This is a genomic window from Bacillus sp. GMa5/1 (assembly GCF_050172015.1).
GTDB lineage: Bacteria > Bacillota > Bacilli > Bacillales > Bacillaceae_G > Bacillus_A > Bacillus_A cereus.
In genome coordinates this window covers 37,380-60,971 of the sequence record NZ_JBNLYC010000011.1, presented here as the reverse complement: position 1 = coordinate 60,971, position 23,592 = coordinate 37,380, and the positions used below count along the sequence as shown (strand labels likewise).

Genomic DNA, 23,592 nt, shown 5'->3' with positions numbered 1-23,592 from the left:
TTCTTTTTTATTCTTACAATATATTTTTATAGGAAAGCTAGAAGGGATGAAAAAATTGGACAATCAACATAACCAAAATCATATTATGGGAACTTTGCAATGGTTTATATTTTTATTAGCAAATTCAATCGCACTACCAATTGTCGTTGGCGGATTATTTCATCTTACGACGGAAGAAATATTTTATTTAATGCAGCGTACGTTTTTTGTAGTTGGTATATCTTCTTTTTTACAAGGGTGGCTTGGGCATAGACTGCCAATTGCGGATGGGCCGGCTGGATCTTGGGTTGGTGTATTTACCGTACTTGCTTATGCAACGGCCGGACAGGATCAATTACATAGTACACTGCAAATTTTAGAATTAGGAATGATAATCTCCGGTGTTATTTTAATAGGATTAGGAGTAACTGGTTTTATAGGACGTATTTTATTTTTATTTACGCCGCTTGTGACAGGGACGTTTTTACTTTTATTATGTTTACAATTAAGTGGTGTATTTTTAAAAGGAATGTTAGGAATTACAGCTACTATTTCTCAAATCGACGGATTTACAGCAATGATCGCGTTTAGTATATTTCTGTTCGTTATTATACTATCTAATTTTGGAAAAGGCTTTGTCAAAAGTTATGCAGTTTTAATAGGATTAATTAGTGGGTGGATTATTTTTCTCATTGCAGGAAAAGTGACAATCCCATCTCAAGTAACCCATTTTGTGCAACTTCCACATATATTTGCTTGGGGACTTCCAAAATGGAATACAGGTATGGCTGTATCAAGTTTCGTTATGGTATGTATTTTAGTTTCGAATACGGTGGCAGCTATTATAGCAATTAATCAAGCAACTATTCATAAAGCGACTATTGAACAAAAACAGTTGAAAGATGGAACATGGGTTGGGGGGATTTCACATCTCATCTCTTCTGTATTTTCAACTGTAGGTGTCGTTCCGTTACCAGCAACGGCAGGATTTATACGTTTAACAAAACAAAAGTATATACGATCGTTCTTAATGGCATGTGCATTACTAGTCGTAATGTCTCTTTTTCCAAGTATTATTCGTTACTTAGCATCTTTACCATCAGCTGTTGCATCGGCTGTTTTAATGGCTTCGTTCGTACAGTTAATTGGAATTGGATTTAATAATATAAAACAAGTGCCGATGAGTGAAAGGAATGTAACGATCTTAGGCGTTGCAGTATTATTTGGCAGCGGCGTTATGTTTTTACCGTCTGGAGCACTCCAATCCTTGCCGTCTGTTATGCAATATATATTCGGTAATGGTTTATTTGTAGGTACGGTTGTAAGTATATTGCTAGAACAAATATGGCGCGTTGGAAAGTAAGTGGATAAAAAGAGTGTACGCACTGTATAAAAGTCTAAAATAACATAGGAAATAAAGCCCATTTTCATTCACCACCTGCACATTTCGTTCATACAATATCTTGACTAAATAAACACCCAACTTACACATACACAGCTCTGGCTTAAGCAAGGAGGGTTATACCAGTTGAAGGAAAAAGCGTATCAATCTAAACCTTTACTCACAAAGAGAGAGAGAGAAGTATTTGAATTGCTGGTTCAAGATAAAACAACGAAGGAAATTGCAGGTGAACTTTTTATAAGTGAAAAGACAGTTCGCAACCATATCTCAAACGCAATGCAAAAGCTAGGGGTTAAAGGACGTTCACAAGCAGTTGTGGAGCTTCTTCGTATGGGAGAGCTCGAATTATAAGAAAGCAGCCGACTTTTATATAAAAGTCGGCTATTTTTTGTTTGCTTCACTTGCTATATGAATGATAAGAACACTCCATACATAAATAGGTAATAAGGAGGGGATATGTTGAAAAGGATACTGTTAGTTTCAACAAGTGCTCATGATATGAATGGACACCCGACTGGTTTGTGGCTGGAAGAGCTCGCAGCTCCTTATCATGTATTTAAAAAGGCTAAGTTTGATGTTGATATTGTGTCAATAAAAGGTGGGAGAGTACCTATAGATAGAGTGTCTATTCCGAATGGTATACCTCGCGAATTCAAGCATGTAGCTTCTTTATTGCAAAATACGAGGCCGATTTCAAATGTTCATTTTTCGGATTATGATGCGGTTTTATTTGGTGGTGGGCACGGGGCGATTGTAGATTTTCCAGGTAATCCATATGTAGCAAATTTGATTGAGAATATGTATAACAATAAACGGATTGTAGCGGCTGTTTGTCACGGAGTAAGCTCTTTAGTCGGTGTGAAAAATAAGGATGGCTCGTTTTTTGTTGCGGGTAAGCGTATAACAGGTTATACAAACGATGAGGAAAGAGCTGTACATTTAGAAAAGCGCGTTCCGTTTTTGTTAGAAAGTAAGTTGAAAGAAGAAGGAGCTTTGTTTTATGTAGCCCCCAATTTTACGCCGCATGTAGTAGTAGATGGTCATTTAATTACAGGACAAAATCCACAGTCTAGCGTGGAAATAGGTAAGGCTATAAAAAGGGCTGTAAATAAATTATCGTCATTTTAATTTCTGCTCATTTCTTCTTATTAACGGGAATGTCTTCTTTTCAAAAAAAGATGGAGCAATGAATATGCACTTTATATAGAAGAAACCGACTTTCTTATAGAAGGTCGGTTATTTTTCTATCTTGCAAATTACGAAAAAAAGGAGCAAAATAAAAAAGGTCCTAGTCTATACATGGGAAAATGAAAATTTTCATACAGAAGCATTTGAAGTGAGCGAACTTAAAGTGTGTAAAATATAATGATAAGCATAAAAGATGATGAATGAGAAAACGGGTGATGAAGTTGAATAGAGCAATCGGTGTTATCGATTCAGGAGTTGGCGGTTTAACAGTAGCAAAGGAATTAATTCGTCAGTTGCCGAAAGAGCGTATCATATATTTAGGAGATACAGCACGTTGTCCTTATGGTCCACGTTCTCGAGAAGAAGTACGTCAATTTACGTGGGAAATGACGGAGCATTTACTAGATTTAAATATTAAAATGTTAGTTATTGCGTGTAATACAGCAACTGCAGTTGTATTAGAAGAGATGCAAAAACAATTACCAATTCCAGTAGTAGGAGTTATTCACCCAGGATCACGTACAGCTTTAAAAGTGACAAACACGTATCACGTTGGGATTATTGGAACGATTGGAACGGTGAAAAGTGGTGCATACGAAGAGGCGTTAAAGTCTATTAATAACCGTGTTATGGTAGAAAGTTTAGCTTGTCCACCTTTCGTTGAACTTGTAGAGAGTGGGAATTTCGAAAGTGAAATGGCGTATGAAGTTGTAAGAGAAACGCTGCAACCACTGAAAAGTACCGATATTGATACACTTATATTAGGGTGTACACATTATCCGATTTTAGGACCTGTTATTAAAAAAGTAATGGGAGATAAAGTACAACTAATTAGTTCTGGTGATGAAACAGCACGTGAAGTAAGTACAATCTTATATCATAGTAAAATGTTGAATGAAGGAGAAGAACAAAGCGATCATCTCTTCTTAACAACAGGAAAAATAGGCTTGTTTAAAGAAATTGCATCCAAATGGTTCGGTCAACCGATTGAAAATGTGAAGCATATTCATTTAGAAAAAGAATAATAGTAGAATTTATATAAGTGAGCTCCTGAGAAATCAGGAGTTTTTGTTTTATCTTGCTATTTGCTGGGTAGTAAGACCCCTGCTGATTAAAGTTTCAATTTATAAGAGGCACAGCTTGTTCTAAAACGTGAAACAGCTCGTATACATAATAGTACAAACTTAGATTTTAGGGGGGAATGGCATGCCTAAATCCACTTTTAAATGGGTTGTTGGTGCTACTGTGAGCGCTGTTTTACTAACAGGGTGTGGCTTTATAAATCAAGAGAAAGCAACTGAACAAATTGATCCGCCAAAACAAGTTACGTATACAGAGGGTGGGAAGAAAGAAGTAGCTAAAAAAGATAAGCAAGGGCAAATGGTAAATAGAGAACTATACCTTGTTGATAAAAATGGTTATGTTGTACCACAAACGTTAGCTATACCTACTCCGAAAGCAAATGAGACTGTGAAGCAAACGTTAGAATACCTTGTGAAAGATGGACCGGTAACGAATTTATTACCAAATGGGTTTCGTGCAGTCATTCCGGCGAATACAACGATGACCTTAGATTTGAAAAAGGACGGAACGGCAGTTATTGATTTCTCTAAAGAAATGAAAAACTATGCGAAAGAAGAAGAGCGTCAAATTGTTGAATCTATAGCTTGGACGTTGACGCAATTTACAGAGATAAAACAAGTGCAGTTCCAAATAAATGGTGAGAAATTAGCAAAAATGCCGGTTGGTGGTACACCGCTTGGTGAAGGAGTGAGCCGTGCAAATGGTATTAACTTCGATGATGAACAAGTAACAGATGTAACAAATACAAAACCAGTCACACTGTATTTTATGGCGCAAAATAATAATAAACAGCAATACTACGTACCAGTCACACGCCGCGTTGCGGAAGGTAAAGAAAATGACTATGCAGCAATTATAGATGAGCTTGTAAAAGGTCCGATCCATCAATCGCTCCTAAATGATTTTAATCCAGGCGTTAAGCTTATTACGAATCCGAAATTACAAGACGGAAACCTTACATTAAACTTTAATGAAAATATATTTGTAAACCCAGATAAAAATATGATTTCAAATTACGTATTGAAGTCGTTAGTTTTATCTTTAACAGAAAAGAAAGGTGTGAAAAATATTTCTATTGAAGTAAATGGAAAAGCAAATCTTATAGATGAAAAGGGCGGAAAGTTAATAAAACCTGTAGATCGTCCAGAAAACGTGAATACAGGTAGTTTTTAATCTTGAATAATTTGATATACTTAAGTAAGAAAGGAGAATTGCTTTTTGGGTTCTCCTTCTTTTATTGTATACATATCATACATTTAAATTTGGCTATACTAACGAGTAGTTATGAGGAGGTTATTTTTATGCGAGTAGATGGTAGAGAGAAAACAGAATTACGCCATATACATATTCATACGAATTATTTAAAACATCCAGAAGGATCAGTATTAATTGAGGTTGGGGATACAAAGGTGATTTGCTCAGCGACAATTGAAGAGCGTGTCCCGCCATTTATGCGTGGAGAAGGAAAGGGCTGGGTAACAGCTGAATATGCGATGATTCCACGTGCGACAGAACAACGTACAATTAGGGAGTCAAGTAAAGGGAAAGTAACAGGACGTACAATGGAAATCCAGCGCTTAATTGGACGAGCATTACGTGCGGTAGTTGACTTAGAAGCGCTTGGTGAGAGAACGGTTTGGATTGATTGTGATGTTATTCAAGCGGATGGTGGAACGAGAACAGCTTCTATTACAGGTGCATATGTAGCGATGGTATTAGCGTTTGAGAAGTTATTACAAGCAGAAAAAGTATCTAAAATTCCAGTAAAAGATTATTTAGCAGCAACGTCAGTAGGGATTGTTGAAGAACAAGGTGTTGTTTTAGATTTAAACTATGCAGAAGATTCTAAAGCAGACGTTGATATGAACGTGATTATGACTGGAAAAGGCCAGTTTGTTGAAGTGCAAGGAACTGGAGAAGAAGCGACGTTTAGTAGAGCGCAGTTAAATGAACTACTTGATGCAGCAGAACAAGGCATTTTCCAACTGATTGATATGCAAAAAGAAGCTTTAGGTGACATCGTATCTCATATAGAGTAGAGGTGGAAAGTATGAAACAAGTTGTTGTAGCGACAAAAAATATGGGGAAAGTACGTGAGTTTGCTGAGTTATTTGAGCGATTTGATTTAGAAGTGAAATCATTACACGATTTTCCTCATATTGAAGAAGTCGAAGAAACTGGTGAAACATTTGAAGAAAATGCGATCTTAAAAGCGGATAGTTTGAGTAGACAGTTGAATGCAATTGTAATTGCGGATGATTCAGGTCTTATTGTAGATGCGTTAAACGGGAAACCAGGCGTGTATTCAGCTCGTTTTGCTGGAGAGCCGAAAGATGATCAAGCGAATATTGATAAAGTGTTACAAGAATTAAATGAAGTAGCGTTTGAAAAGCGTAAAGCTCGTTTCTATTGTGCATTAGCAGTTGCTTTCCCTGAAGGTGATAAAAAGCCTGTCATTGTAAACGGGACATGTGAAGGATTTATTTTAGAACAACGCCGCGGGGAAAACGGCTTTGGATATGATCCGATTTTTTATGTGGAAGAATATAAAAAAGCGATGGCGGAACTAAGTTCAGATGAGAAAAATGCTATTAGCCATCGTGGCCGTGCTCTTCGTAAATTAGAAGAAAAAATCCCGGAATGGTTTTTAGGAGAATAAGGGAGAGAGAATGATGAAAGCTTTAATCGTAAGTGATAGTCATAGCTCTGTGAAGGAATTACAGCAGTTGAAAGAGAAATATGAAGGGAAAGTAGATATCATGATTCATTGCGGTGATTCAGAGCTAACGCCTGCTCATGAAGAACTGCAAGGTTTCCGTGTTGTAAAAGGAAACTGTGATTATGCTAACTTTCAAGATGAAATTGTAACTGATGTAGATGGAATTCGCTTCTTAGTTGTGCATGGACATCGCCATAATGTGAAAATGACATTACAAACGCTAGCGTACCATGCTGAAGAAGTGGGAGCGCAAGTTGCATGCTTTGGACATTCTCACGTATTAGGTGCGGAATTAATCGAGAGCGTTTTATTTATTAATCCAGGCAGTATTTTATTACCACGTCAGCGTGTAGAAAAGACATTTGCTTTATTAGAAATGGATGAAAATCAAATGGAAGTTCGTTTTGAAACGTTAGACGGACAACTAGTTGAACAAGCAGTTTTTAAAAGAGGATAAGAAAATTTATCCTCTTTTAAAAAAGGTGTTGACTTTATGTGTGGTTATACATATAATAAATATTGTCGATAGGGCAACGGCGCTAACGAAGAAAAGAAAATAACATATGCGGGTGTAGTTTAGTGGTAAAACAAGAGCCTTCCAAGCTCTGGTCGAGAGTTCGATTCTCTTCACCCGCTCCATGTCCCAGTAGCTCAGCCGGATAGAGCATACGCCTTCTAAGCGTACGGTCGGGAGTTCGAATCTCTCCTGGGACGCTAAAAAAACCTTGTTATCTTTTGATAACAAGGTTTTTTGTTTGTCTAAAATTTGATGTTTGGGTTATAGGTGTAGTTCATTCTTGATATTTGCGACCTTTCCTTTGATATTAAGCAGTTGCATATGTACTTCTTTTTCTTAAATAAAAAGAGCGCCATTTATGCGCCCTATTCCTCTTATTTAATTTAAAGAATCAATAGGTTTATGATGGAACTCAAATCCATATCCAGATTCTCTTAATTGTTTACTTACAATATTATAAAACTCTTTACCATTCTAGTACAATTCAGCAGCAGTTATCGGAACTTATTCCCGGTAGTGTGTTACAATTAATAGAAGCGGAAAACGAGAATCTCCAATTGACTGGACCTGTGATTGGTTAGATGGTTTAAGAAGGTCGTATAAAAAAGGGAGATGGCGCAAAGATGGCGAGATCAAATGAGAATGATTTAACGGAGAAATTGGCGGAAGGTCACCGGAAATATGGTGATGGCAATTTTACAGTACAGAACATCGGTGATGAAACTAACCCGAATTGGACTGTCGTAAAAAATGTGAGGAAAGGATCGGCAGGCATTCGCGAAGGAGAAGATATATTAAGACTGCGGTCAAAATATATAAAATAGTACGGAAATGGGCGGAGCGGGAGTTCGAATCTCTCCTGGGACGCTAAGAAAACCTTGTTATCTTTTGATAACAAGGTTTTTTGTTTGTTTTAAATTAGTTGTTAATAAACTTGTCAAAGACAAAACCATAATCTTTCACATTATATTGTTTCTTCGTATCAACAAGCCAGTTAAAGGCGATCTCGTTCATCTCTTTAAATTGCTCTGCTAAGTTTACTTGTGCGTTTGAAATGCGGCTAAAGGCATTAGATGCCATATCTAAACTTTTGTGTGCATATTGTAATGTAATATCGTTGTCGTATGAAATTTCTTCGATTTTAAGTAAAGCCTTATATAAATCTTTTAATTCTTCAATATGTTTTTTATGAACATCAATTGAGTAATGCTCATCGCCCATTTGGAACTTAATTTCTACATCTAAATCAATCGTTCCCGCAGTTTCAAGCGCTACGTTTTTAATTTGATATTTACTATAGCTAAAGCGGCGTAGTGTACGTTTTTTACTTGTTGCGCTTGTACCGTCTAAGTGAATTAACCCTTTGTTTGTGAAGCAATATTCATCTGATTTCGATTTAATTAGAAAGTAAATTTTCTCCCCATCTTCATGCATTACATAATCATCGGCATCGACCTTATCATAGTCTTTAGGTGTAATAACAGAACCTACATCGCTTAGTCCTAATACATCTGCGGCCATTTTTTTAAACATATATAATCCCCCTTGTAAATTAAATTCTTAATTGTACAAAAATATATTAACATGATCTTCATCCTTTGTTTTCTTGTAATATGAAAATATCTGAAGGTAAGTTAAGAAAAGTAATGAATAATTATTTTGATCCTAAATTATTTAGTAAATCTATTAGTTTAAGAGTGGATTCTCCGAAAAATAACCAAGAGAAAAAAGTTAATTTTGCAAGTGATTATAAATAAATTCCGTGAAAAACACCTCAAGCGATATGAGGTGTTTTTCAATCTCTTTTTGAAATCTTACAATTCTGTAAGGTAACTGTAAGGTAGTTCGATGGTAAGAAATTGCTAATCTTTTATAATGAAGATAACAACGATAAAACGAGGAGGCAGAAATGATGAAAGGATTAGTTGTAACGGGCTTGACGGTTGCTTTTGGATTTGTAGCGTATGAGAAATTAACGTATGTAGTTGATGTTGTGAAACATTTGATTGCTTAGAGAAAACAGCCATGAGAGGGAAAGGGAATGAGTGAATGAATGGAATGGTTATTTGGAATTATAGGTACTTGTAGTGTAGTGTTATTGTTCTTTGTCCCAAGTGGTATACTTAGTTCGACAACAAGTTTGTTCTTCTTAAGTTTGTTTGCTTGTACGATGCTTATTATTATGTTTTTAATGAAGCGAAGTAAACCAATCTTCTATTTTAGCATGATTGTTATGGCAATTATTGTTCTCCAAATTATTACCCTTGTAATATACCCCACAATTATAAAAGCTTTCCATTAATGATGAATCCTCTGCGTTTGTTGCTGGGGATTTTTATTTGTACAATTTTAATTTTTAGTAGAGATTTATTTGTATTGGAATGTAAAAATTAAATATTTTCATATTTCAAACAAATAATTTGGGGATGTTGTGTTCTCATTACGCATTTGATATATTTACTTTGAACATAATTAAAATCAAGAAAAAGAGGCGGACGTATGGATAAAAAAGAAAATACGGTCGTATTGTTTCCGCAGCTATCAGAGCGCTATATTGATGAAGGTTTTTTAGCGTTGAAAGAGCGGAAGTTCGAAGATGCATTGCGCTGCTTTGAAATATTACGTCAGTATAATGCGGAAACGGAACAAACGGAATTAGCTTCAGTTATTTGTTTACTCGAATTAAAACGTATGGAAGAAGCGAAAGGCAAATGTGAACAGTTGCTTAAAACAGGAGTTGTCTTATTTGGTGATATTCTTGAAACGTACGTGACTATTTTAGTTCAAACAAATGATTATGAAGGTGTTATTGAAACTGTTGAAAAGGTTTTACAAACGAAAGATATAATGCCTGATCAAAAGGAAAAATTAGCGCAGCTTGCTTTATTTGCAGAAGGTATGCTAAATGAGGGAGACGCATCGCTAGTGGATTCAAATTTTGAGTTGAATGAGTTTACTCATGAAATTTTTGGAGAAAACTTTGGACAGAAGCTAAGAGCGATTCAGCGACTTTCATTAAAAGACTTAGATCTTGCATTACCTGTTTTAAAGAAATTTTTAATAGATGAAGAGCAACACCCCTATTTGAAAACTTCTATTTTGTATAAAATGATAGAAAGTCAGGTAGAAGAGGAAATAGAGGTAGAAAAGTTTGGGAATATGATTAAGGTAATTCCAGCATTTACAGGTCATAATGAGGAGCAATCCAATAACATTATACATAAATTATCAAGTCGATTAGAGCAAAATTATCCCGATATATTTGAAGCGATGGTTACATATTGGAAAGAATTGCAAATTAGCATTTTCCCATTCGCTCTATTAATGGATAAAGAAGAGATTTGGTCAGCTGTTTTAGAGAGAATTGGAAGAAAGCGTTTCGGATTGGCTATTGATGAAGAAGAGCTTATGGCAGCATACAATATCGAATTGGAAGAGTTTCATATTGCCTATCAATGGTTATTACGTGTTGAAAGAGAAGGATATTTGCCTGTATAATTATGAAAAAGAATCGTTCAGTTCTTGAAACGAGCATATTCTATGTTATAATGTAAGGGTTGCAAAAGGCAGAAAACTGCCTGTTTGTAAGAGAAGAGAAGTGTAATTCTCTTACTTAATATGTTTCATATTATTCTCGAACAAAATATACCGTAGTTGTCTTCTGGGCAATTAGTAGATTGGAACATTATATCTGAAAGCTTTTGCTAGAGGATTATTTGTGTATTTGTTATTTCAAAAAAGAGATAATGAAGATCTTAATCTATAGAGGTATGTGCATACATTATTATAGTTGGAGGGAAAGAATAAATGTCTACAAAATGGGAAAAATTAGAAGGTAACGTTGGCGTTTTAACAATCGAAGTTGATGCTAAAGAAGTAAACAACTCTATCGACGCTGCGTTCAAAAAAGTAGTAAAAACAATTAACGTACCAGGTTTCCGTAAAGGAAAAATGCCTCGTCCATTATTCGAACAACGCTTTGGTATTGAATCTTTATACCAAGATGCTTTAGATATCATTTTACCAAAAGCATACGGTGAAGCGATTGAAGAAGCTGGTATCTTCCCAGTTGATCATCCTGAAATCGACATCGAGAAGTTCGAAAAAAATGCTAACCTTATCTTCACTGCAAAAGTTACAGTGAAACCTGAAGTTAAATTAGGTGAGTACAAAGGTTTAGCAGTAGAAAAAGTTGAAACAACTGTAACTGACGAAGATGTAGAGAACGAATTAAAATCTTTACAAGAGCGTCAAGCTGAACTAGTTGTTAAAGAAGAAGGAACTGTTGAAAACGGTGATACAGCTGTAATCGACTTCGAAGGTTTCGTTGATGGCGAAGCATTTGAAGGCGGAAAAGGCGAAAACTACTCTCTAGCAATCGGTTCTGGTACATTCATCCCAGGTTTCGAAGAGCAAGTAATCGGTCTTAAATCTGGTGAGTCTAAAGACGTTGAAGTATCATTCCCAGAAGAGTACCATGCTGCTGAATTAGCTGGCAAACCAGCAACATTCAAAGTAACAATTCATGAAATCAAAACAAAAGAACTTCCTGAGTTAAACGACGAGTTCGCTAAAGAAGCAGACGAAGCGGTTGCAACTCTTGATGAATTAAAAGCAAAACTTCGCACAAACTTAGAAGAAGGCAAAAAGCACGAAGCTGAGCACAAAGTACGTGACGAAGTAGTAGAATTAGCTGCTGCTAACGCTGAAATCGAAATTCCAGAAGCTATGATCAACACTGAGTTAGATCGTATGGTTCGTGAATTCGAGCAACGTTTAAGCCAACAAGGTATGAATCTTGAGCTTTACTACCAATTCACAGGTACTGACGCTGACAAATTAAAAGAGCAAATGAAAGAAGATGCACAAAAACGTGTAAGAATCAATCTTGTTCTTGAAGCTATCATTGAAGCTGAAAACATCGAAGTTACTGAAGAAGAAGTAACTGCAGAAGTTGAAAAAATGGCTGAAATGTACGGTATGCCAGTAGACGCTATCAAGCAAGCTCTTGGAAGCGTAGACGCTTTAGCTGAAGATCTTAAAGTGCGTAAAGCTGTAGACTTCTTAGTAGAAAACGCTGCATAATAAAATAACAAGGCACGATTAAAATCGTGCCTTGTTTTATAAATATAGAAATATATTTATAAAACTTTTCGATGGAGAAGGAAAAGTTCCTTTACAAGTCGAATATACATATTTCAAAAGTTTTAAAAATTTTTTATTTGTACATAACTAGTCATATTATTTGTATTTCTCGCCACGTAGTGACATAATATGTATTTACATACGATACATTTATCGTGTACATACGAAGGCAAGAGGTTAGCACTTTGTAAGGGGTGTGAAAATATGTTTAAATTTAATGATGAAAAAGGGCAATTAAAATGTTCTTTCTGTGGTAAAACACAAACGCAAGTTCGAAAGTTAGTGGCAGGTCCAGGTGTTTACATTTGTGACGAGTGTATCGAACTTTGTACTGAAATTGTACAAGAGGAGCTTGCGAAGGACGAAGAAGTAGAATTCAAAGATGTACCGAAACCGGTAGAAATTCGTGAAATCTTAGATGAGTATGTCATCGGGCAAGATAGCGCGAAAAAAGCACTAGCGGTAGCGGTATATAACCATTACAAACGCATTAATTCTAACAGCAAAATTGATGATGTAGAATTAGCGAAGAGTAATATCGCACTTATCGGGCCAACAGGTAGTGGTAAAACATTACTTGCACAAACGTTAGCGCGTATTCTAAATGTTCCATTTGCAATCGCGGACGCAACATCTTTAACAGAAGCTGGATATGTTGGAGAAGATGTAGAAAATATCTTACTAAAATTAATTCAAGCAGCTGATTATGATGTAGAGAAAGCGGAAAAAGGAATCATTTATATTGATGAGATTGATAAAGTGGCACGTAAGTCCGAAAATCCATCAATTACACGTGATGTATCTGGTGAAGGTGTGCAGCAAGCACTTCTGAAAATTTTAGAAGGTACTGTAGCAAGCGTTCCACCTCAAGGTGGTCGTAAGCATCCGCACCAAGAGTTTATTCAAATTGATACAACGAACATCTTATTCATTTGTGGTGGAGCGTTTGATGGCATTGAGCCGATTATTAAACGTCGCCTTGGTGAAAAAGTAATTGGATTTGGTTCTGAGAAGAAAAATGCTGATGTAAATGAGAAGCATGTTTTATCTCACGTATTACCAGAGGATCTTTTAAGATTTGGTTTAATTCCAGAGTTTATCGGTCGTCTTCCAGTTATTGCGAACCTAGAGCCACTTGATGAAGATGCTCTTGTTGATATTTTAACGAAACCGAAAAATGCACTTGTTAAGCAATTCCAAAAACTATTGGAGCTTGACGATGTTGAGTTAGAGTTTGAAGAAGGTGCACTAATCGAAATTGCGAAAAAAGCAATTGAACGTAAAACGGGTGCTCGTGGACTTCGTTCTATTATTGAAGGCTTAATGCTTGATGTAATGTTCGAACTTCCATCTCGTAAAGATATCGAGAAGTGTATTCTTACAAAAGAAACAGTAGCTGATAATGAGCCGCCAAAATTGGTGTTACAAGACGGTACTGTACTTGATACAAAAACATCTGCATAATGCGAAAGGGAAACAGCAATTTTTATAATTGCTGTTTTTCTTTATGTTTAGCTACGTTCCTCCGCGGAAATACTAAGAGATAAAATATTGCGGGAGGAAATAAATAATGAGCTGGACAAATATATTTTTAGTTGTTCAACTTGTTTTTGGTGTAATTGTCGGATTGTATTTCTGGCATTTACTTCGAAATCAACGAACACAAAAAGTTTCAATTGATCGAGAATCGAAAAAAGAATTAGAACAACTTCGTAAAATGCGTGAGATTTCTTTAACAGAGCCGCTAGCAGAAAAGGTGCGTCCTACAACCTTTTTAGATATTGTAGGGCAAGAGGACGGGATTAAGTCGTTAAAAGCGGCTCTTTGTGGTCCGAATCCGCAACATGTAATCATATATGGCCCACCAGGTGTTGGGAAAACAGCGGCAGCACGTCTTGTATTAGAAGAAGCGAAACGAAATCCTAAATCTCCATTTCGTACGAATGCAACATTTATTGAACTTGATGCGACAACAGCTCGGTTTGATGAACGTGGTATCGCAGACCCTTTAATTGGTTCGGTGCATGATCCGATTTATCAAGGTGCTGGGGCGATGGGGCAAGCAGGTATTCCGCAACCGAAAAAAGGTGCTGTAACAGATGCACATGGTGGTATTTTGTTTATTGATGAGATTGGCGAGCTCCATCCGATTCAAATGAACAAAATGTTAAAGGTGTTAGAAGATCGAAAAGTATTTTTAGAAAGTGCGTACTATAGTGAAGAAAATACAATGATCCCAACATATATACATGATATTTTCCAAAAAGGCTTACCGGCAGATTTTCGCTTAGTTGGAGCAACGACACGTTCGCCAGAGGAAATTCCTCCTGCTATTCGGTCACGTTGCTTAGAAGTATTTTTCCGTGAATTAGATACGGAAGAAATTCAAAAAGTAGCGAAAAATGCCGCGGAAAAAGTGGAAATGCAAATAGGTGAAAATGGTATTGAGATGATTGGGATGTATGCAAGGAATGGACGAGAAGCGATTAATCTCGTGCAAATCTCTGCGGGTATGGCGATAAATGAAGAACGTTCTTTCATTAAGGATGAAGATATAGAGTGGGTTGTTCACTCAAGTCAGCTTACACCGAAATATGAAAAGCGCATTTATCCGATTCCAAGGATTGGTCTTGTAAATGGTCTTGCTATATACGGACCAAATACAGGTGCGTTATTAGAAATTGAAGTAACAGCAATTCCGGCGAAAGATAAAGGATCGGTAAATGTTACCGGAATTGTGGAAGAAGAAAGTATTGGTAGTCAAACGAAATCTATTCGTCGTAAAAGTATGGCGAAAGGCTCTGTTGATAATGTATTAACAGTACTTCGTTCTTTAGATGTGTTGCCAGAAGGATACGATATACATATTAATTTTCCAGGGGGTATCCCAATTGATGGCCCTTCTGCAGGAATCGCTATGGCAACAGGTGTATATTCTGCGGTGCATCGCACGTATGTAAATAATGAAGTAGCGATGACAGGTGAAATAAGTATACACGGAGAAGTAAAGCCTATTGGTGGTGTATACGCAAAAATAAAAGCTGCGAAAAAAGCGGGAGCTAAGAAAGTCATTATTCCTGCTGAAAATATGCAACCATTTTTGTATACGATCAAGGGAATTGAAATTATTCCTGTCCGTAAGTTAAAAGAAGTATTTGAGTTAACGTTTATGCAAGAAAATATGCATAGAGAGCTAGATGTACATACTCACGTAGACGAAACAGATGCACAATCTATGTAAAAATAAACAATAATAAAATTTGCCAGACTTCGTTTAAGTTTGTATGCTTAATCGGAGTCTTTTTCTTTTCGTGAGGTAGAAAAACAAGCTATTTACAATTGCGCGGAATCTCAGCAATTGCATCTAGGTGTATTGTAATATAAAATAGTTGAACAGGAGTTTAATTTATTATGGAGGTGCTATGTCTAGTATGAATACGAACGAAAGAATCGTGCCCCTCCTACCATTAAGAGGCGTTCTCGTATATCCAACGATGGTTTTGCATCTTGATGTAGGACGTGATAAATCGATACAAGCACTAGAGCAGGCGGCAATGGATGAAAATATCATCTTTTTAGCAATGCAAAAAGAAATGAATATCGATGATCCGAAAGAAGATGACATATATAGTGTAGGTACAGTGGCGAAAGTGAAGCAAATGTTAAAATTGCCGAACGGTACGCTTCGTGTCCTTGTGGAAGGTTTACATAGAGCAGAAGTAATAGAGTTTATCGAAGAAGAAAATGTAGTACAAGTGTCTATTAAAACGGTAACTGAAGAAGTAGAAGATGATTTAGAAGAGAAAGCTTTTATGCGTACGTTACTGGAGCATTTCGAACAATATATTAAAGTTTCGAAAAAAGTTTCAAATGAAACTTTTGCAACGGTAGCTGATGTGGAAGAACCAGGGAGATTAGCTGATTTAATTGCTTCTCACTTGCCGATTAAAACGAAGCAGAAACAAGAGATTTTAGAGATTGTATCTGTAAAAGAACGATTACAAACACTTATTTCAATTATTCAAGATGAACAAGAGTTACTTAGCCTAGAAAAGAAAATTGGGCAAAAAGTGAAACGTTCCATGGAGCGCACGCAAAAAGAATATTTCTTACGTGAGCAAATGAAGGCGATTCAAACTGAACTTGGCGACAAAGAAGGCAAGGGCGGAGAAGTAGAAGAACTTCGTGAGAAAATTGAACAGTCAGGAATGCCGGAAGAAACAATGAAGGCTGCCCTGAAAGAATTAGATCGTTATGAAAAGTTACCAGCAAGTTCTGCGGAGAGTGGTGTTATTCGCAATTATATTGATTGGTTATTAGCGCTTCCGTGGACAGAGGCAACAGAAGATATAATTGACCTTGCTCATTCGGAAGAGATTTTAAATAACGATCATTACGGTCTTGAAAAAGTGAAAGAGCGTGTACTTGAATATTTAGCTGTACAGAAGTTAACGAATTCATTAAAAGGACCTATCCTTTGTTTAGTAGGCCCTCCTGGGGTCGGCAAAACTTCGTTAGCGCGTTCAATTGCAACATCATTGAATCGTAACTTCGTCCGTGTATCTCTTGGTGGTGTGCGTGATGAATCTGAAATTCGTGGTCACCGTCGTACATATGTTGGAGCAATGCCAGGACGCATTATTCAAGGTATGAAAAAGGCGAAAACAGTTAATCCAGTCTTCTTATTAGATGAGATTGATAAAATGTCTAACGATTTCCGTGGAGATCCATCAGCGGCATTACTTGAAGTATTAGATCCAGAACAAAACCATAACTTCAGTGATCATTACATTGAAGAACCATATGATCTATCAAAAGTTATGTTTGTAGCAACTGCTAATACACTTTCAAGTATTCCAGGTCCATTACTTGACCGCATGGAAATCATTTCGATTGCTGGCTATACAGAACTTGAAAAAGTACACATTGCTCGTGAGCATTTATTGCCGAAACAATTAAAAGAACATGGCTTACGAAAAGGTAATTTACAAGTGCGTGATGAAGCGCTGCTTGAGATTATTCGTTATTATACACGTGAGGCTGGTGTTCGTACGCTAGAGCGCCAAATTGCAAAAGTTTGCCGTAAAGTAGCGAAGATTATCGTTACAGCAGAACGTAAACGTATCGTTGTGACAGAGAAAAAGATTGTTGATTTACTTGGTAAACACATATTCCGTTATGGGCAAGCTGAAAAAACAGACCAAGTTGGTATGGCAACAGGTCTAGCTTACACAGCAGCAGGCGGCGATACACTTGCCATTGAAGTTTCTGTAGCGCCAGGAAAAGGGAAACTAATTTTAACAGGGAAACTTGGGGATGTTATGAAAGAATCAGCACAAGCTGCGTTTAGTTATATACGTTCTCGTGCAGAAGAGCTTCAGATCGATCCGAATTTCCATGAGAAAAATGATATTCATATTCACGTTCCAGAAGGAGCAGTTCCAAAAGACGGACCGTCAGCAGGTATTACGATGGCAACGGCACTTATTTCTGCGCTAACAGGTATTCCTGTAAGTAAAGAAGTGGGTATGACAGGTGAAATTACACTTCGTGGTCGTGTATTACCAATTGGTGGTTTAAAAGAAAAAACATTAAGTGCTCACCGCGCAGGCTTAACAAAAATTATTTTGCCAGCAGAAAACGAGAAAGATTTAGATGATATTCCAGAGAGCGTAAAAGAAAACCTTACGTTTGTGCTTGCATCTCATTTAGATGAAGTATTGGAGCACGCATTAGTAGGAGTGAAACAATGAAAGTAACAAAAGCAGATATTGTAATTAGTGCTGTTAAACCAGAACAATATCCAGACAGTGATTTACCAGAAATTGCATTAGCAGGTCGTTCAAATGTGGGGAAGTCTTCCTTTATTAATAAAATTTTAAATCGTAAAAAGTTAGTGCGTATTTCTTCTAAACCAGGAAAAACGCAAACGCTGAACTTTTTCTTAATCAATGAGATGATGCACTTTGTTGACGTTCCAGGTTATGGATATGCAAAAGTATCTAAATCGGAGCGCGCTGCATGGGGGAAAATGATTGAAACGTACTTTACAACCCGTGAGCAATTAGACGCAGCTGTATTAGTAGTTGATTTACGTCACCAACCAACAAGTGATGACGTGATGATGTATGATTTCTTAAAGCATTATGAAATCCCAACAATTATTATTGCGACGAAAGCCGATAAAATTCCGAAAGGGAAATGGCAAAAGCATTTAAAAGTTGTAAAAGAAACGCTTGCTGTTGAAATTGGCGATGAAATTGTTCTATTCTCTTCTGAAACAGGACTTGGAAAAGAAGAAGCGTGGAAAGCAATTCATAAATTTACAAAAACAAAAAACGCGTGACGAATGTCGCGCGTTTTTGTTTTGCTAAATTTTTTAGCGTACGTTTAATGTAACTTCAATATTTCCTCGTGTTGCTTTCGAGTAAGGACATACACCGTGAGCCGCTTCTACAAGTTCTTGTGCTTCGCTATATGAAACGCCAGCCACATGTACATCAAGTACAGCAGATAGACCGAAACCACCATCTGTATCTTTTCCGATAGAAACGTGAGCAGTTACTTCTGTACTTTCTACTTTCACACGTTTTGTACGAATGACAAGTTGTAATGCACTATCGAAACAAGCTGCATAACCAGCTGCAAATAGTTGTTCTGGATTTGTTGCTTCTCCGCCTGCACCACCTAGTGCTTTCGGCATTTTTACATCAAGATTTAATATGCCATCATCTGAAACTACTTTCCCATTTCTTCCACCTGTTGCTGTTACTGAAGCAGTATATAATTTATCCATATTTATTCCCCTTTTCCATCATTAATTGTTTTCATTGTGTCAATTAGTTTATTTAGTTGAATTAATAAAGAGCGATATTCTTGCTCTGTAATTCCTAAGTTTGTAGCCATCGTTGTCGGTAATGAACAAGCCTTTTCCTTTAAATCTTTGCCTTGTTCTGTTAATTCAATACAAACTTTTCGCTCGTCTTCTTTGGAACGAACACGTTTTACAAGTTTTAATGATTCCATGCGTTTTAACATAGGTGTTAACGTACCAGAATCTAAAAATAGACGTTCTCCAATTTCTTTTACTGTTAGTCCATCTTGCTCCCATAGTACGAGTAAAGTAATGTACTGGGGATACGTAATACCCATTTCTTCTAAATAAGGTCGATAAAAACGAGTAACCTCTCTAGAGCAGGCGTAAATAGAAAAACAAAGTTGGTTATCTAGATGCAAAGAGTCCTCTGTCATAAATAACTCCCTTCTAATTAAGTTGTGAACAATTTAATTTTGTAAAACCAATATAACGAAAAAGAAATACAATGTCAAATACATTGTATTGAGAAAGTCTTTGTTGCATTTTGGAACAATCATACATATTTTCCTTCATGATGAAAGAAGATAGGGAAGATGATGTTATAATTTATATGGAATAGTTTCCATCACTTGATTATGAGGGCTTTTTTTGGTAACGTACAAATAGAGTTATTAATTTATAATCATTATAAAGTAGAAGTTTTTTTATTAGTGTTACTGAATCTCCTTTATTACATACGGAGAATAATTAAAAAATAATCGGTTGTTCACACGATTGTCAGATTCATAAGAGGAAAGTTGTATTATGATAGTAGATAAAGTGATAAAACGGGTGAAGGGGGACATGCTGCGTGCATATTCTTGTTGTTAGTGTAAATTATCGAACAGCCCCTGTAGAATTTCGTGAGAAACTCACATTTCAGGCAGCAGAACTAGAGCGAGCGATGACTACATTACAAAATCAAAAGAGCGTGTTAGAGAATGTCATTGTATCAACTTGTAATCGCACTGAGATTTATGCTGTTGTCGATCAATTACACACGGGACGGTATTATATTAAGAAGTTTTTAGCTGATTGGTTTCAGCTTGAAATAGAAGAAGTCGCGCCATATTTAACTATTTTTGAACAAGATGGTGCAATAGATCATTTATTCCGCGTAACGTGCGGTTTAGATTCTATGGTAGTCGGAGAAACGCAGATTTTAGGTCAAATAAAAGATAGCTTTTTAGAAGCGCAACAAGTTAAAGCAACAGGCACAATTTTTAATGAATTGTTTAAGCAAGTCATTACATTAGCAAAACGTGCCCACTCAGAAACAACAATCGGGGAAAGTGCGATGTCTGTTAGTTATGCTGCTGTTGAGCTTGGAAAGAAAATATTTGGCGAGTTAACAGATTGTCATGTGCTTATTCTTGGTGCTGGTAAAATGGGCGAACTTGCACTGCAAAACTTATATGGAAGTGGTGCTCGTAAAGTAACAGTTATGAATAGGACGCTTTCGAAAGCAGAAGTAATGGCTGAGAAATATATGGGACATGCAAAATCGTTAAGCGAATTACAATGTGCATTATTAGAAGCAGATATTTTAATTAGTTCAACTGGTGCATCGGAGTATGTCATTACGAAAGAGATGATGACGAAGGTAGAGAAAATGCGCTCTGGTCGCCCTTTGTTTATGGTTGACATTGCAGTGCCACGTGATATTGATCCAGCGATTGATGAGCTAGAAGGTTCTTTCTTGTATGATATTGATGATTTACAAGGAGTAGTGGAGGCAAACCGTGCTGAGCGTTTGAAAGAAGCAGAGAAAATTCAATTTATGATTGAAGAGGAAATTGTTCTATTTAAAACGTGGTTAAGTACACTTGGTGTTGTTCCATTAATATCAGCTCTTCGTGATAAGGCACTTGCAATCCAAAGTGAAACGATGGTAAGCCTAGAGCGAAAAATACCAAACCTTAGTGATCGTGAGAAAAAAGTCATTAGTAAGCATACGAAAAGTATTATTAATCAATTATTAAAAGACCCAATTTTAGTAGCGAAAGAAATAGCTGCTGAAGAGGGAGCGAGCGAAAAATTAGCGTTATTTGCGAAGATTTTCGATTTAGAAACGGAAGACGTAGAGAGTTGTGCGGAAGAAGTAGAACATAAAAAAGTGTGGACACCATCCGTTCCATCTTTATAATTTGGAAGGATGATCGGATGAGTTTTTTAAATAACAGTATTATTTATCATATTGCAATTATTTTATATGCTTGTAGCATTAGTTTATATTTTATAGATTATTTCCAAAGTAACCGAAAGGCGAACCGATTTGCTTTTTGGTTACTTGCGATTGTATGGGTCCTGCAGTCTATTTTTATGTTGCTTAGGGCTACAGATTCAGAAACGAATCCTATTTTAACTTTATTATCAGGGATTTATTTTTATGTTTGGTTATTGATTACGATGTCGTTAGTCATTAATCGATTTATGAGAATCGACTTTTTAGTCTTTTTTACAAATGTTGTTGCATTTGGCGTAAGCGCTTTTTCTATTTTTACACCGCTCGGAAAGATGTCGCCAGTACTTGCGGAACAATTAGTTTCAGAACTTGTATACGTGCATGTCGGTATGGCAATTATTTCTTACGCAACGTTTACTGTATCGTTCATTTTTTCTATTATGTACTTATTACAATATCGCCTATTAAAAAAGAAAAAATGGAATGCGAGATTAAGAAGGTTAGGGAATTTACCGAAGCTAGAATCTATGTCTTACGGATTAAATTTATTTTCTGTTCCATTTTTCTTACTAGCAATTTTATTAGGATGTATATGGGGATATACAAAATTGGATAATTTCCATTGGTATGATACGAAAGTAATCGGATCTTTTGTCGTTCTATTTGTGTATTGCACAGGTTTATATTTACGAGCGGCAGATGTGTTGCAAGGTAAGAAAATTGTACAGTGGAATATCGGATCGTTTCTCGTAATGCTAGTAAACATTTTTCTATTAAGCAGTTTATCCAATTTCCACTTTTGGTATTTATAATGAGGAGAGAGAATTATGCGCAAAATTATTGTAGGATCACGAAAGAGTAAACTAGCATTAACGCAAACAAACTGGTTTATTGATCAGTTAAAAGCCCTAGGTCTACCATATGAATTTGAAGTGAAAGAAATTGTCACAAAAGGTGATGTTATTTTAGATGTTACTCTTTCAAAAGTAGGCGGCAAAGGCTTGTTTGTAAAAGAGATTGAACACGCGCTACTTACGAAAGAAATCGATATGGCTGTACATAGTATGAAAGATATGCCAGCCGTACTTCCAGAAGGTTTAATGATTGGCTGTACACCAAAGCGTGTTGACCCTCGTGATGCTTTTATCTCAAAAAATGGAGCATCGTTTAAAGAGTTAGCGGAAGGTGCTATTTTAGGTACGAGTAGTTTAAGACGTAGTGCACAGCTACTCGCTGCGAGACCAGATTTACAAGTTAAGTGGATTCGCGGGAATATCGATACACGTTTACGTAAATTAAAAGAAGAAGATTACGATGCGATTATTTTAGCGACAGCTGGATTACAAAGAATGGGCTGGGATGATGAAGTTATTACAGAACATTTAGATGAAGCGTTATGTGTACCTGCTGTAGGACAAGGTGCATTAGCGATTGAGTGTCGTGAGGATGATAAGGATTTATTGCAATTGTTAGCGCATATTAATGATACGATAACAGAAAGAACAGTGGCAGCGGAGCGAGTATTTCTTCATAAACTTGAAGGTGGATGCCAAGTTCCAATTGCTGGATATGCAACCCTTACAGAAAACGATGCAATCGAATTAACAGCTCTTGTCGGCTCTATGGATGGCTCTGTTTTATTAAAAGAGACAGTAGTGGGTACTAATCCTGAGGAAGTAGGATTAGAGGCCGCGGACCGTTTAATTAAGCAAGGCGCCAAAGAACTCATTCTTGCTGCAAATAAGGAGCAACAATAAATATGAACGCTCTCGCTGGAAAAACGGTATTGATTACACGTGCCCAGCATCAAGCGAAACAAATGAGTGTAGCAGTGAAAGAAAAGAGCGGAATTCCATTGGAAATTCCGCTTTTGCGTATGGAAGGTATGTCTCATAGGCAAATTCAACATATTGAAGAGCAGCTACATTCATACGACTGGGTTATTTTTACGAGCAGAAATGGTGTAGCTTTTTTTCTGGATAGTTTAAAAAAGAAACTACCACTAACCATTAAAATCGCTGCGGTAGGTGTGAAAACAAAATTAGAGTTAGAAAAAAGGGGCTATCAAGTTCATTTTGTTCCGACTTTATTTGTTGCAGAAGCATTTGCAGAAGAGTTTCTAAAAGAATTAAGTGGAAATGAACGTATTTTATTTCCGAAAGGGAATTTAGCAAGAGAGGTAATTCCGGTTGCACTTCGGGAAATTGGTATTTCTCTAGATGAGCTAACCGTATACGGTACGAAAGTGAATATAGAAAAAAAGCAAGAGCTTATAGCGGCATTGAAGTTAGGGAAAGTAGACATTATTACATTTACGAGCCCTTCAACTGTTACTAGTTTTGTTCGTTTACTTGAGGGTACAAACTGGAGAGAATGGACAAAAAAATGTACAATTGCTTGTATAGGACCTATTACGGAAAAAGAGGCAAGTCTTTATTTTCCGTCTGTTATTGTGCCGAAAGAGTACACTGTAGAAGCATTACTACAATGTGTTTGTGAATCTATAAAATGAAAGAAT

The 23,592-nt window shown here is 36.5% G+C and carries 23 protein-coding genes, 2 tRNA genes and 1 pseudogene; 22 read left to right on the top strand and 4 right to left on the bottom strand.

Annotation, left to right across the window (positions count from 1 at the left end):
- The first annotated feature begins 46 nt into the window (after positions 1-46).
- From ACQGSG_RS05110 to ACQGSG_RS05065, 10 genes are all read left to right on the top strand, one after another.
- On the top strand, positions 47-1,342 hold the full coding sequence (locus tag ACQGSG_RS05110; RefSeq protein WP_000732141.1) for a purine/pyrimidine permease: 1,296 nt from the start codon (positions 47-49) through the stop codon (positions 1,340-1,342).
- A gap of 165 nt (positions 1,343-1,507) precedes the next feature.
- Positions 1,508-1,732: a spore germination transcription factor GerE gene (gene gerE, locus ACQGSG_RS05105; RefSeq protein ID WP_000659484.1), complete on the top strand. Its 225-nt coding sequence runs from the start codon at positions 1,508-1,510 to the stop codon at positions 1,730-1,732.
- Positions 1,733-1,837: 105 nt separating this feature from the next.
- Complete coding sequence (locus tag ACQGSG_RS05100; protein WP_325842534.1) at positions 1,838-2,509, top strand: type 1 glutamine amidotransferase domain-containing protein; 672 nt, start codon at positions 1,838-1,840, stop codon at positions 2,507-2,509.
- A 275-nt stretch (positions 2,510-2,784) separates the two neighbouring features.
- On the top strand, positions 2,785-3,594 hold the full coding sequence (gene racE / locus ACQGSG_RS05095) for a glutamate racemase (protein WP_000774005.1): 810 nt from the start codon (positions 2,785-2,787) through the stop codon (positions 3,592-3,594).
- 181 nt (positions 3,595-3,775) lie between these two features.
- The gene (gene gerM, locus ACQGSG_RS05090; RefSeq protein ID WP_001126749.1) at positions 3,776-4,825 is read left to right on the top strand and encodes a spore germination protein GerM; all 1,050 of its coding nucleotides are present in this window, start codon (positions 3,776-3,778) and stop codon (positions 4,823-4,825) included.
- Between the two features lie 128 nt (positions 4,826-4,953).
- Complete coding sequence (rph, locus tag ACQGSG_RS05085; RefSeq protein ID WP_001261765.1) at positions 4,954-5,691, top strand: ribonuclease PH; 738 nt, start codon at positions 4,954-4,956, stop codon at positions 5,689-5,691.
- A gap of 11 nt (positions 5,692-5,702) precedes the next feature.
- Complete coding sequence (locus tag ACQGSG_RS05080; protein ID WP_000815943.1) at positions 5,703-6,311, top strand: XTP/dITP diphosphatase; 609 nt, start codon at positions 5,703-5,705, stop codon at positions 6,309-6,311.
- 13 nt (positions 6,312-6,324) lie between these two features.
- Positions 6,325-6,828: a metallophosphoesterase gene (locus ACQGSG_RS05075; RefSeq protein ID WP_325842536.1), complete on the top strand. Its 504-nt coding sequence runs from the start codon at positions 6,325-6,327 to the stop codon at positions 6,826-6,828.
- Positions 6,829-6,936: 108 nt separating this feature from the next.
- Positions 6,937-7,010: transfer RNA gene (locus tag ACQGSG_RS05070), tRNA-Gly, on the top strand.
- 1 nt (position 7,011) lies between these two features.
- Positions 7,012-7,085: transfer RNA gene (locus ACQGSG_RS05065), tRNA-Arg, on the top strand.
- Between the two features lie 181 nt (positions 7,086-7,266).
- Here ACQGSG_RS05065 and ACQGSG_RS05060 read toward each other — a convergent pair.
- A pseudogene (locus ACQGSG_RS05060) lies at positions 7,267-7,359 on the bottom strand (DUF6572 domain-containing protein); the annotation flags it as partial.
- A 152-nt stretch (positions 7,360-7,511) separates the two neighbouring features.
- On the opposite strand from ACQGSG_RS05060, the gene ACQGSG_RS05055 reads away from it, so the two are divergent.
- A complete protein-coding gene (locus ACQGSG_RS05055; protein ID WP_000124460.1) occupies positions 7,512-7,712 on the top strand; it encodes a hypothetical protein in 201 nt (66 codons plus the stop codon).
- A 94-nt stretch (positions 7,713-7,806) separates the two neighbouring features.
- On the opposite strand, the gene ACQGSG_RS05050 is transcribed toward ACQGSG_RS05055, so the two are convergent.
- Positions 7,807-8,421, bottom strand: coding sequence for a PH domain-containing protein (locus ACQGSG_RS05050; RefSeq protein ID WP_000473868.1), 615 nt, complete (start codon positions 8,419-8,421; stop codon positions 7,807-7,809).
- A gap of 520 nt (positions 8,422-8,941) precedes the next feature.
- Here ACQGSG_RS05050 and ACQGSG_RS05045 point away from each other — a divergent pair.
- The 7 genes from ACQGSG_RS05045 to ysxC all read left to right on the top strand — a co-directional run bounded on the left by ACQGSG_RS05045 (position 8,942) and on the right by ysxC (position 18,379).
- Positions 8,942-9,190, top strand: coding sequence for a hypothetical protein (locus tag ACQGSG_RS05045; RefSeq protein WP_001983650.1), 249 nt, complete (start codon positions 8,942-8,944; stop codon positions 9,188-9,190).
- A gap of 197 nt (positions 9,191-9,387) precedes the next feature.
- Complete coding sequence (locus tag ACQGSG_RS05040; RefSeq protein WP_325842538.1) at positions 9,388-10,386, top strand: hypothetical protein; 999 nt, start codon at positions 9,388-9,390, stop codon at positions 10,384-10,386.
- 309 nt (positions 10,387-10,695) lie between these two features.
- Positions 10,696-11,973 carry a trigger factor gene (tig, locus tag ACQGSG_RS05035; protein WP_000105215.1) on the top strand — a complete coding sequence of 426 codons (1,278 nt, stop codon included), beginning with the start codon at positions 10,696-10,698 and terminating at the stop codon, positions 11,971-11,973.
- A gap of 264 nt (positions 11,974-12,237) precedes the next feature.
- Positions 12,238-13,497 (top strand): ATP-dependent protease ATP-binding subunit ClpX, encoded by a 1,260-nt coding sequence (gene clpX, locus ACQGSG_RS05030; protein WP_000472289.1) that lies wholly within the window; start codon positions 12,238-12,240, stop codon positions 13,495-13,497.
- 106 nt (positions 13,498-13,603) lie between these two features.
- Complete coding sequence (gene lonB, locus ACQGSG_RS05025) at positions 13,604-15,274, top strand: ATP-dependent protease LonB (protein ID WP_325842540.1); 1,671 nt, start codon at positions 13,604-13,606, stop codon at positions 15,272-15,274.
- A gap of 181 nt (positions 15,275-15,455) precedes the next feature.
- Entirely contained in the window at positions 15,456-17,786 is a 2,331-nt protein-coding gene (gene lon / locus ACQGSG_RS05020; protein ID WP_000097285.1) for an endopeptidase La, read from the top strand.
- The gene (ysxC, locus tag ACQGSG_RS05015; RefSeq protein ID WP_000869116.1) at positions 17,783-18,379 is read left to right on the top strand and encodes a ribosome biogenesis GTP-binding protein YsxC; all 597 of its coding nucleotides are present in this window, start codon (positions 17,783-17,785) and stop codon (positions 18,377-18,379) included. The genes lon and ysxC overlap by 4 nt, the downstream gene beginning before the upstream one ends.
- A gap of 33 nt (positions 18,380-18,412) precedes the next feature.
- Here ysxC and ACQGSG_RS05010 read toward each other — a convergent pair whose 3' ends face one another.
- Together ACQGSG_RS05010 and ACQGSG_RS05005 are read right to left on the bottom strand one after the other, a co-directional pair.
- Complete coding sequence (locus ACQGSG_RS05010) at positions 18,413-18,829, bottom strand: organic hydroperoxide resistance protein (RefSeq protein WP_149287627.1); 417 nt, start codon at positions 18,827-18,829, stop codon at positions 18,413-18,415.
- A gap of 2 nt (positions 18,830-18,831) precedes the next feature.
- Complete coding sequence (locus ACQGSG_RS05005) at positions 18,832-19,284, bottom strand: MarR family winged helix-turn-helix transcriptional regulator (RefSeq protein WP_000133916.1); 453 nt, start codon at positions 19,282-19,284, stop codon at positions 18,832-18,834.
- A 416-nt stretch (positions 19,285-19,700) separates the two neighbouring features.
- Between ACQGSG_RS05005 and hemA the strand changes: the two genes are divergently transcribed.
- Genes hemA through hemD form a run of 4 tightly spaced genes read left to right on the top strand, consistent with a single transcriptional unit; the run spans position 19,701 to position 23,586 of the window.
- Positions 19,701-21,035 carry a glutamyl-tRNA reductase gene (gene hemA / locus ACQGSG_RS05000; RefSeq protein WP_000547867.1) on the top strand — a complete coding sequence of 445 codons (1,335 nt, stop codon included), beginning with the start codon at positions 19,701-19,703 and terminating at the stop codon, positions 21,033-21,035.
- 17 nt (positions 21,036-21,052) lie between these two features.
- The gene (locus ACQGSG_RS04995; protein WP_000008991.1) at positions 21,053-21,886 is read left to right on the top strand and encodes a cytochrome c biogenesis protein; all 834 of its coding nucleotides are present in this window, start codon (positions 21,053-21,055) and stop codon (positions 21,884-21,886) included.
- A gap of 15 nt (positions 21,887-21,901) precedes the next feature.
- Positions 21,902-22,831: a hydroxymethylbilane synthase gene (gene hemC / locus ACQGSG_RS04990; protein ID WP_001226396.1), complete on the top strand. Its 930-nt coding sequence runs from the start codon at positions 21,902-21,904 to the stop codon at positions 22,829-22,831.
- 2 nt (positions 22,832-22,833) lie between these two features.
- A complete protein-coding gene (hemD, locus tag ACQGSG_RS04985) occupies positions 22,834-23,586 on the top strand; it encodes a uroporphyrinogen-III synthase (protein WP_000992342.1) in 753 nt (250 codons plus the stop codon).
- The last annotated feature ends 6 nt before the right edge of the window (positions 23,587-23,592 follow it).